Origin of the sequence: Fusobacterium sp. DD2, assembly GCF_018205345.1 — a bacterium.
Lineage (GTDB): Bacteria > Fusobacteriota > Fusobacteriia > Fusobacteriales > Fusobacteriaceae > Fusobacterium_A.
Genome location: NZ_JADRHM010000079.1, coordinates 1 through 11,076, shown reverse-complemented (window position 1 = coordinate 11,076; position 11,076 = coordinate 1). Strand labels below are relative to the sequence as shown.

Genomic DNA, 11,076 nt, shown 5'->3' with positions numbered 1-11,076 from the left:
TTCTATTTCTCAGCTACTTTCTATCTTATTATTCAAATTATAATTTCCTAATATATAATAAAAAAGAACTGTGTTAAGCTATAATTCCTACAGCTTTTTCACAGTTCTTTTTATTTTACATCTCTATTCTATCTTTCCAGCTGTCCATCATCCATTAAGAAATTAGGTACAACTTCTATTTCCAATTCAGCAAGACTTGCCTTTACAAGTGTTACTTTAAACTTATCTCCTATGCTATATACAGCTCCATTATCAGTATCTCTCATAACATAATCTCTATCATCAAATTCATAGAAGTGTTTAGCAGCAACTACATCCCAGAAAGCCTCTATATGCTCCTCAGTTTCAAAGAATACTCTCTTATTACTGAATCCAACTATAGTAGCATCATACTCTTCTCCAATTCTATCCATCATATATTCAACTAACTTAATCTTTACGCTTTCCTCTTCAGCTTTCATAGCTGTTCTTTCAGTTTTAGATATATGTGCACAGATATCAGGTAGAGTTTCAGCATTTTTTATAATCTCTTTCTTACTTGGATATCCATGTAGTACTGAGTTTAAAATTCTATGAACAGTAAGGTCTGAATATCTTCTTATTGGTGATGTAAAATGTGTATAATAAGAAGATGCAAGTCCAAAGTGTCCATAATTTTCCACTGTATACTTAGCCTGTTTAAGAGCCATAAGTATCATCTTGTGCACTATCAGGTTGATTCCTCTCTCTTTAGAGTCCTCTATAATCTGTTGAAACTGTTTTGGATGAATCTCATCTAATGAGTGTATTCTGTATTTGAATTTTTCAAGTGTCTCATTTAAGGTTCTTATTCTTTCCATATCTGGTTTTTCGTGAGTTCTGTATACTGACGGAATCTCAAGCCAGAACAGTTTTTCAGCTACAGCTTCATTTGCTGCAATCATGAAATCCTCTATTATTCTTTCAGATTCTCCACGATCTCTACTCTTAATATGGTCTACTTTTCCATTTTCATCTAAAACAAGTTTTATCTCAGGAATATCAAAATCTATACTTCCTCTTTTGTGCTTAACCTCTCTGATTATCTTAGATAGTTCAAGCATATTCATTACCATATCTTTAATAGGAGCATACTCTTTTACTGCCCACTCATCACCAGCAATGATTTTATTTACATTTGTATATGTCATTCTATAGGCACTTCTGATTACTGATTTATATGTATCAGCAGTGATTACCTTTCCATTTGGATCTATTTCCAATTCACATGTAAATGTAAGTTTATCCTCATGTGGATTTAGTGAGCATATTCCATTTGATATCTCTTTTGGAAACATTGGTAGCACTCTATCTACTAAATATACAGAGTTACCTCTTTTGTATGCTTCACTATCAAGTGCTGAACCTTCTGGAATATAGTAAGATACGTCAGCTATACTCACTATAAGTCTATAGTTACCATTTTTAAGTTTTTCTACATATACTGCGTCATCCAAGTCTTTTGCATCGTCACCATCTATTGTGATAATCTGAAGATCTCTTAAATCTTTTCTACCTTTTAATTCCTGTGGAGCTACCTCTGTTTCAACTTTTCTAGCTTCTTCCATAACTTTTTCAGGGAAAGTGTTTGACATTCCCTCTCTTATGATTAAAGCCTCTATCATATTTTTAGTATTGTATGGATCACCTAATATCTCAACAATTTCTCCCTCAGGTTTTCTTTCATTATCTCCCCAGAATGTTATTTTTACAACAACAAGCTGATTGTCATCTGCACCTTTCATTCTCTTTGACGGAATATAGATATCTCTTCCAAAAGAGTGTGTAGGAGTTACAAAACCAAAGTTTTTATTCTTTTGAAAAATACCAATAACAGTATCTTTCTCTCTTTTTATAATCCTTACAACTTCTCCCTCTTTTTTCTTATTATCATTATCTCCAGAAGTTATTTTTACAAATACTGTATCTCCATCAAGGGCTCCATTAAAACCACTTCTAGGAATAAATATTCCCTCAGTCTCTGTATCTACAAAGGCAAATCTGTCCTTTATGATACTAAATACCCCTTTTACAAATCCAGTATTTTCAGGAAGATTATATTTTCCTCTTCCATTTCTTGTAAGCTCTCCATTTTCAACCCAGCTATCTAGAATCTCTCTATTCTCTTTTCTGAATTTTTGAGACCATCCTAAAGCCTTTGTTATCTCATCCTGTTTTAAACCTTTTCCCTTATTTTCCTCAAATATATGTTTTAATTTTTCCAATTCTTTTTCTATATTCATCTAATTCCTCCTTTGTCTTGACTCAATAAGCCAATCTCTCATTTCCAATGTATTTCTATGAGATTTCCCACCTGTTTTTTTAAGATACTCATCCTTATGATTTATCTCAGATATTATTCCTCCATCTAAGTCCCTATCTGTTTCATATCTTAATTCTTCTACGCCAGGATAATCTCTATTCTTTTCAATAGCATCTGCTATATAAATAATTCTTCCAACTATTCCAAGTCCCTTTTTCCCAATAGTATGATATTTTATTCCATCTAAAATATCTCTATCCTCTATTCCAAATTCCTTCTTTGCTATATATTCTCCCACAAATCCATGAAGTATAGGTGTAATTTCTATATCCTCAGGGGTAAGCTCATCTGAATATTCCTCCCTGCAGATTCTTTCTAACTCATCTACACTCATACTCTTTGCCACATCGTGAAGAATTGCAGCTGTTCTCACTTTACTTTCATCAGCTCCATATTTTTTCCCCAGCTCTGCAGCTTTTTCTTCCACTCCCAATATATGGATATATCTCTTAGGAGTTACCCTTTTTTTTACCTCTTCTCTTAATTTTTCTAACATTTTTCCTCCCACAAAAAAAGGCGTGTCAAAAATGCCTCAGATTAAACATATCCAAATCCTCTATACTTATTTATACGATATTTGGTTATGTATTCCTTTTTTATTAAATCTGATTATCTTGACCGCCCATTTATTAAAATTTCATATTTCTCATATATGTTCTTGAAAAGTTTCCACTTTCCTCTTTTTCATCAACCAGTATTTTAACCTTGTTTATTCCATCTATCTCTGTGATACTATTTACTATTGAATATATTCCCAGCAGATTTTTCTTTGTTGGTTCCTTCAAACTTTGAATATTTGCATCACAATCTATATATGCAGTATCTCCCTTTATGTAGACATTTTTTACATCTACCTGAGCTGTTGGAAGAAGATGCACTCTATTTAAATTTTCAAAACTGTTCTCAGCTATTTTTTCAATCTTATCTCTTCTTTTGTAGTAAACTGGTATCTCATCTATCTTTGTTTCCAATCCACTAAAACTATCATTTGGATAATAAAATTTTGCATTTTCTAATTTCCCTGTTGTTGTAAGTGATTTTGTTTTTCTAGGAATATCTATAGTAAAAATTTTCTCTGAAGTAGATTTCAATTTCATATATATCCCACCAAGAATTATTACAAAAAGCCATATTATCACAAGAGTTATCAAACTTTTTTTATACTTTATCACTATACATCACCACTTTTAATAATAATTAGCTCTTACAGCTTTTGCAATCTGCTGAGCCATTTTTCTCTGATTGCTCTGATAGATAAGTTTTCCTAAATCCTGTTTATTATTAATAAATCCAAGTTCAATAAGTATCCCTGGTCCATTAAATCCACGAAGTACTGCAAAGTTAGCTCCATGTATTCCTCTATTTTTCATACCCATTCCACTTGAAATGGAATTTACAACATTTCTAGCAAAACCTACTGATATCTCCTGATTTTTCTGATAAGCAAGCTCTCCCATTATCTGAACAATATTACTACTCTTTTCTCCATATTTATCTCCAACACTGTTTTCAAAAGCAGCTATTCTCTCAGCATAAGGAGATGATTTCTTAGAAAAATAAAAGACCTCTGTACCATAAAGTTTATCTGTCATAGCTGAGTTAGCATGAATACTTATAAACATATCCGCTTTAGCTCTGTTTCCTATATTAGGTCTTTGAGCTAAAGTTACAAAATAATCACTATCTCTAGTCATTATAACATTAAAATCAGATTTAAGCTCATCTCTTAAATATTTAGCTACAGCAAGTACCACATCTTTTTCATGATACTTTTTAAATCCTGTTGCTCCTGGATCTTTTCCACCATGACCAGGGTCAATTATAATAGTATATTGTTTTTTAAAACTTTTATCATTGAAAGTTATTGTAAATTCTCTGGAAGTAGAGTTCAAACTGTATGAGATATTTTTATTAAGCTTTATAAAAAAACCTGTTCCATCCCCATAATCAACTGTTTCAAAACTTTCTACATACTTATTTTTAAATGAAGCGGTATTTATTTTTTTTGTCATTGGACTTTTTGGAAACTCCAAAAAAAGCAGTCTGTTATATGAGTCATAACTTGACTGATATTGAGATTTATCAAAGTTTTTAAGGGACATAACTATCTTATTTCCCTTGTTCTGAACATTAGTTATATTCCCAGCAAATGCCAAGGTACATAACATAAAAAAAAGAATAAATATACGTTTCATCTCATCTCTCCATTAAAAGAAAGGCTGACGAAAAGAGGGGGACTCACTTTTGATCCCTCATCTTCCTCTGTCAGCCTTTAGATTCTCTATTTTACTTTTCTAATACTGCTGAAATTGCACTTTTTCTAAGAGTGATTTTAACTCCTTTATCAACTCTTAATTCTATGTACTCTTCATTTACAGAAGCTACTGTTCCTTTGATTCCACCAACAGTTAAAACTTCCACTCCCTCTTTTATTGAGTCAAGCATTTGTTTTTGTTTCTTTTGTTTCTTCTTATTTGGTAATATTAATAAGAAATAGAACACAGCAATCCATATAATAAATGTTAAAGCTGCTCCTCCGTATTTACCTAGTAATTGTTCCATATTTTATCCCCCTCTGACAAAATTTCTCTCTTTTTAGTATAGCACATATATATTGGTTTTTCAATTTATTTCACTATCTGTTACGCCATAATCTTCATAACTTATTGATAAAAGATTTTAACTTATCTAAAAATGTTTTGTGCTTTTTATAGTTTTTATCCTGTAAACTTTCGTCAAATTCTTTTAATAGTTTTTGTTGTTTTTCAGTTAAGTCAGTAGGAGTTTCAACAACTACTCTTACATATTCAGAACCTTTTCCAGTTCCTCTTAAAGCCTTGATTCCCTGGTCTCTAAGTTTGAATAATTTATCTGTCTGAGTACCTGCAGGTATCTTGATGCTCTTCTTACCTTTTAGTGTTGGGATATCAATCTCTCCACCTAAAGCAGCTGTTGCAAATGTAATAGGTACTTCACAGAATATATCGTCTCCTCTTCTTTCGAAAATAGGATGTGGTTTTATTCTAACAATTACATATAGATCCCCATTAGGTCCACCTGTTGTACTAGCTTCTCCCATACCATCAAGTCTCAATCTTTGTCCATCTTCAATTCCTGCTGGTATTTTAAATTTCTTTTCAACAGTTTCTTTCTTTATTCCAGTTCCACCACAAGTTTTACATTTCTTTTCAGGAACCTCTCTCTTACCATGACACTCATCACATTCAACGTGGCTTACCATATTTCCTAAAACTGTTCTTTGAACTGTTTCAATAAATCCTTTACCTCCACATTTTGGACAAGTCTTCATCTTGCTTCCTGGTTCTGCTCCACTACCATTACATGTAGGGCATTTTCCATCTCTTTTATATTTTATAGTTTTTTCTACACCTTCTGCAGCCTCTTCAAGTGTTATTTGAATTTGATATGAAAGGTCTCTTCCTGGTTCCTGATAGCTTCCTCTTCTGCTACTGAAACCTCCACTAAATCCACCAAATCCTGATGCTCCTCCACCAAAGAATGAGCTGAATATATCTTCAAAACCTCCAGCTCCACCAAATCCACTGAATCCTCCAGCTCCGCCAAATCCTGCTCCCTGTTCAAAAGCAGCATGTCCAAATTGGTCATATTGAGCTTTCTTTTGTGGGTCTGATAATACTTGATAAGCTTCATTGACCTCTTTGAATTTTTCTTCAGCATCCTTTTTCTCTTTCTCAGTGGCATTACTGAACTTATCAGGATGGTATTTCATGGCTGCTTTTCTATATGCTTTCTTTATTTCATCGTCTGAAGCTCCTTTTGCAATACCAAGGACTTCATAGTAATCTCTTTTATCTGCCATTTAATATTTCCTCCATCTATAATAAAAATTTCTATAATATCTATAAGCCTAGCTATTATAACATAAAATCCAAGGTTATAGAATTTCTATTTTTACTCTTCTTACGAATTTTTCTTTTCCTTCAAGGACTTCTATCCCTTTTTTCTCTACAAGATTTCCTGTACAGTTATCATAATCTGATATTCCATTCCATGGTTCGAAGCATACATACTCAGCCCCTGGTACATTCCAAAAAGCAATATATTTAAATCCAGTAAAGTCAAAAGATAATTTATATCCTGTTTTATCATTCTTTAAATATGCTTTTTGAGAATTTGGATTTTCAATTATCATTGCATCATTTATAAATCTGTCTTTTGTAAGAATTATCTTCTTTCCATCAAAAGCTTTTTCTGTTTTTTTCGAATCGATAAATGCTCCATTTAGAACTTTAATCTCTCCAGTTTCTGGTTTTTCAAACTCTATATAGTAATCTTCATGAACTCCACCTTTTTCCAGTGGTGTTGAAAAAGCAGGATGAGCTCCTAGAGAAAAATACATCTTCTCATCCTCTAAATTTTCTACTCTATATTCAATTTCCAACTCTTTTCCTTTTAAGGTATATTTCAAATAAAGTTTAAAATTAAAAGGATAAATCTTTTTAGTTTCTTCATTTGCCTGAAATAAAAACTCTACATATGTATCCTCTTTTTTTACTACTTCAAAGTCATAATCTCTTGCAAATCCATGTTTTGTTTTTATAGTATACTCTTTTCCATTATAACAATATTTCTCACCTTTTATTCCACCTACAAATGGAAATAGTATTGGTGAAGATTTAGCCCAGAATTTAGGATCCTTTTGCCAAACATACTCCCTATTCTCTTTTAAATCTTTAAGTCCAACTAACTCTGCTCCAAAAGTTTCAATTGTTGCTTCCATAATTCCATTATTTATCTTAACTTCCATCTTATCCTCCACCAACTTCTCTTAAATTTAATTTAAGGGAAGAGGGCCTAAGCCATCTCCCCTTTATTGTTATAATATTAAAAGTTTAATCTATATTCAGTTTAGTATTAGTCAACAACTTCAGCTTCAGCTACGTCGTCGTCATCTTTCTTTTGTTCTTGTTGAGCTCCTGCTTGTTGTCCACCTTGTTGAGCTTGAGCTTTTGCTTGAGCTTCTTTATAGATTTCTTCAGCAAATTTGTGAGCAACTTGAGATAGATGTTCCATAGCTTTTTCTATAGCATCTTTGTCTTCTCCATCTTTTACTTTTTTAAGTTCTTCAATTGCTGCTTCAATATCTTTCTTTTCTTGTTCAGTTGCTTTATCTCCATATTCTTTTAGAGATTTTTCAGTGGAAGAGATTAACATATCAGCTTTGTTTCTTGTTTCAACTAATTCTTTAAATTTCTTATCTTCAGCTTCATGAGCTTCAGCTTCTCTAGTCATTCTGTCTATATCTTCTTTAGATAGGTTAGTTGATCCAGAGATAGTTACAGTATTTTGTTTTCCTGTTCCTAAATCTTTAGCTGATACGTGAACGATTCCGTTTGCGTCAATATCAAATGTTACTTCAATTTGAGGTACTCCTCTTGGAGCTGCTGGAATTCCTTCTAGGTTAAATTCTCCTAATTTATGGTTGTCAGCTGCTTTAGCTCTTTCACCTTGTAATACGTTTATAGTAACTGCTGGTTGGTTATCTACTGCTGTTGAATAGATTTGAGATTTCTTAACTGGGATAGTTGTATTTTTCTCAATCATCTTAGTAAATACTCCACCTAAAGTTTCAATTCCTAATGATAATGGTGTTACGTCAAGAAGTAATACGTCTTTTACGTCTCCCATTAATACTCCACCTTGGATAGCTGCTCCAGCTGCAACAACTTCGTCTGGGTTTATTCCTTTATTTGGTTTCTTACCGAAGAATGATTCAACCCATTCTTGAACTGCAGGTATTCTTGTAGATCCTCCAACTAGTAAGATCTCATCTATATCGCTTGGTGATAATTTAGCATCTGTAAGAGCTGTTTTTGTAGGAACTTGAGTTGCTTCAACTAAGTGTTTAGTTAGATCATTAAATTTAGCTCTTGTTAATTTCATTTCTAAGTGTTTTGGTCCTGTTGAATCCATTGTGATAAATGGTAATGAGATTGAAGTTTCCATCATTGTAGAAAGTTCTTTCTTAGCTTTTTCAGCTGCATCTTTTAATCTTTGGTAAGCCATTTTATCATTTGAAAGATCAATTCCAGTTTCTTTCTTGAATTCAGATGTTAACCATTTTATGATTTCATTGTCAAAGTCGTCTCCACCTAAGTGGTTGTTTCCTGCAGTTGCTATAACTTCGATTACTCCGTCAGCAATTTCAAGGATAGATACGTCAAATGTACCTCCACCAAGGTCAAATACTAGTACTTTTTCTTCTTTTTGTTTTTCTAGTCCATAAGCTAATGCCGCTGCTGTAGGTTCGTTGATTATTCTTTTTACTTCAAGTCCTGCAATTGCTCCAGCGTCTTTAGTTGCTTGTCTTTGAGCGTCTGTAAAGTAAGCTGGTACTGTGATAACTGCTTCTTTGATTTCTTGTCCTAAGTATCCTTCAGCATCTTTTTTAAGTTTCTTTAAGATCATAGCTGAAATTTCTTGTGGAGTATATTTCTTTCCAAAGATTTCAACTTTATAGTCTGATCCCATATGTGTTTTTATTGAGCTAACTGTTGAAGTTGGATTTGTGATAGCTTGTCTTTTTGCTATTTCCCCAACAATTATTTCTCCGTTTTCTTTTATGTTTACAACTGATGGTGTAGTTCTTGCTCCTTCAGAGTTAGGTATTATTGTAGTGCTTCCACCTTCCATTACTGATACACAAGAGTTAGTTGTTCCTAAGTCAATTCCGATTATTTTACTCATTTTTACCTCCTAAAATATTCCCTTTTGAAATTTTAAATTTATTAATTAATTACTTCTTTTACCCTTTTTTACAAACTTTAACCATTGATGGTCTTATTACTTTTCCCTTCATTGTATAACCTTTTTGAAGTTCTAATATAATATGATCATCTTCAAATTCTGGATTATCTTCAACCATTACTGCATGATGGAATACAGGATCATATTTACCGTCAGCTTTAATAAGCTCTACTCCCTCTGTTTTCATTATGCTCTTTAGTTGTCCTAAGATCATCTCTACACCTTTAACAAGTCCGTCAAAATCCTTTGTTGCTTCAGATGCAGCTATTGCTCTTTCAAGATTGTCAAGTCCAGTTAAAAGATCTGTTATTACTTTTTCTGATGCAAACTGTCTGAACTCTTCCATCTCTTTTTCTTTTCTCTTTGTGAAGTTTTGGAATTCAGCTTGTTTTCTTAAGTATGATTGTTTCCAATCTTCAACTTCAGCTTTTAATTTTCCAATCTCTTCATCTTTCTGTGCTATGATATCTTCCTGTGTTTCCTCTTTTTTGCAGTTGCAGTCGCCACCACAATTACAAGTTTTTTCTTCTTTTATTTCATTTGTTTCTTTTATTTCTTCTTTAATATCTTTATTTTCTTTTTCTTTCTTATTAAACATCTATGTCTTCCTTTCTTTCGATTTTTTTATTTTCATTGATCACTTTATTTACCTCTTGAGTTACATACTTTATAAGTCCCATAGTTTTTGAATAAGCCATACGTTTTGGACCAATAACTCCAATTATTCCCTTAGAATCTCCAAGCATATATGTTGAATACACAAAGCTGAAATCTTCAAGTCCTTTTACTCCAAGCTCATCGCCTAAAACTACATTTACTACACCACTTGGTGTATCTCTTGTAGTAAGAACATGCTCAAATATTCCTCGTATGTCATCTCTATGATGGAAAAGTTCCAATGCATCTGAAATTTCATTTACATGTTTATCTTTAAATATACTAGGTACATTATTTATAAATAATTTTCCATCTTCATCGTACTTCTCTGCTGCTTTTGGAATTAATTTTTTCTTTGTAAGTATATATCTTTCGATTTCCTGTAAACCAACTGCTTTATCCTTTATAAGCTCATTTATCTCTTGTGACAGCTGGTCAAGTTCTTCTTTAAAAACAGGACTTGTAAGAAGTATCTTTCTTGTCTTTACAACTCTGTTTTCAAATATTATGACTGCCATTATCATATACTCATCTACATATATCAGTTCTACTCTTTTAACCCTTTCAATTATTCCACTAGGTTCCATAGCAATACCAGCATATGTAGTAAGCTTAGAAAGTAAAGACGAAGTCTGTTGCAATAGCATATCCAACTCGCTTACACGATTTTCATAGACAAGTTCAATATTTTCCTTTTCCTGCTGAGTAAGTTTTTCAACTTTTAACAACTCATCAAGATAGTATTTATATCCTTTGTCTGTTGGAATTCTTCCAGATGAAGTATGGGTCTTAGCAATAAATCCCATGTCCTCCAAATCAGCCATTACATTTCTGATTGTAGCTGATGATAAATCAATCCCATATTTTTTTACCAATGTTCTAGATCCTATAGTATCACCAAAATTAAGATAATAGTTGACTATAGCATTTAATACTAGTTTTTCTCTTTCTGTAATAGACATCTTTATCACCTTTTTGTTAGCACTCACTAACATCGAGTGCTAATTCTTGATTAAAACTTTACACTATATTTATATTTTTGTCAATAAGTTTTTTTGTTTTTTTATGTTTTTTTATTGATTTATCCTGTGCAAACACTGGCGTAATGAGGCTTTAAAAATAAATAATTTTTTTACTGTAATTAAATTATTTTTATATTTTTAATTTTTTTACCCCCTCTTTTTCCTTTAGCCACCCTATGAAAAAAGGGCTAATTCTTGACTAAGATCTCCACTTGTGCTAATGTTTTTATCTAAAAACTTCAAGAAGACCCCCTCCTTTTTAGGTGA

The 11,076-nt window shown here is 32.3% G+C and carries 10 protein-coding genes; all 10 read right to left on the bottom strand.

What is annotated here, in order from left to right:
- Window positions 1-128: 128 nt before the first annotated feature.
- Window positions 129-2,261, bottom strand: coding sequence for a ribonuclease R (rnr, locus tag IX290_RS10290; protein ID WP_211493100.1), 2,133 nt, complete (start codon window positions 2,259-2,261; stop codon window positions 129-131).
- The gene (gene yqeK, locus IX290_RS10285) at window positions 2,262-2,837 is read right to left on the bottom strand and encodes a bis(5'-nucleosyl)-tetraphosphatase (symmetrical) YqeK (protein ID WP_211493099.1); all 576 of its coding nucleotides are present in this window, start codon (window positions 2,835-2,837) and stop codon (window positions 2,262-2,264) included.
- 133 nt (window positions 2,838-2,970) lie between these two features.
- Window positions 2,971-3,438, bottom strand: coding sequence for a GerMN domain-containing protein (locus IX290_RS10280; protein ID WP_211493098.1), 468 nt, complete (start codon window positions 3,436-3,438; stop codon window positions 2,971-2,973).
- 90 nt (window positions 3,439-3,528) lie between these two features.
- Entirely contained in the window at window positions 3,529-4,509 is a 981-nt protein-coding gene (locus IX290_RS10275; protein WP_249168933.1) for an N-acetylmuramoyl-L-alanine amidase, read from the bottom strand.
- 118 nt (window positions 4,510-4,627) lie between these two features.
- The gene (gene yajC / locus IX290_RS10270) at window positions 4,628-4,903 is read right to left on the bottom strand and encodes a preprotein translocase subunit YajC (RefSeq protein WP_211493096.1); all 276 of its coding nucleotides are present in this window, start codon (window positions 4,901-4,903) and stop codon (window positions 4,628-4,630) included.
- 94 nt (window positions 4,904-4,997) lie between these two features.
- The gene (gene dnaJ, locus IX290_RS10265; RefSeq protein ID WP_211493095.1) at window positions 4,998-6,182 is read right to left on the bottom strand and encodes a molecular chaperone DnaJ; all 1,185 of its coding nucleotides are present in this window, start codon (window positions 6,180-6,182) and stop codon (window positions 4,998-5,000) included.
- Between the two features lie 75 nt (window positions 6,183-6,257).
- Complete coding sequence (locus IX290_RS10260; protein ID WP_211493094.1) at window positions 6,258-7,130, bottom strand: aldose 1-epimerase family protein; 873 nt, start codon at window positions 7,128-7,130, stop codon at window positions 6,258-6,260.
- Window positions 7,131-7,237: 107 nt separating this feature from the next.
- Complete coding sequence (gene dnaK, locus IX290_RS10255; RefSeq protein ID WP_211493093.1) at window positions 7,238-9,070, bottom strand: molecular chaperone DnaK; 1,833 nt, start codon at window positions 9,068-9,070, stop codon at window positions 7,238-7,240.
- A gap of 58 nt (window positions 9,071-9,128) precedes the next feature.
- Window positions 9,129-9,728: a nucleotide exchange factor GrpE gene (grpE, locus tag IX290_RS10250; protein WP_211493092.1), complete on the bottom strand. Its 600-nt coding sequence runs from the start codon at window positions 9,726-9,728 to the stop codon at window positions 9,129-9,131.
- Window positions 9,721-10,749, bottom strand: coding sequence for a heat-inducible transcriptional repressor HrcA (hrcA, locus tag IX290_RS10245; RefSeq protein WP_211493091.1), 1,029 nt, complete (start codon window positions 10,747-10,749; stop codon window positions 9,721-9,723). Before hrcA ends, grpE begins: the two co-directional genes overlap by 8 nt.
- Window positions 10,750-11,076 lie beyond the last annotated feature (327 nt).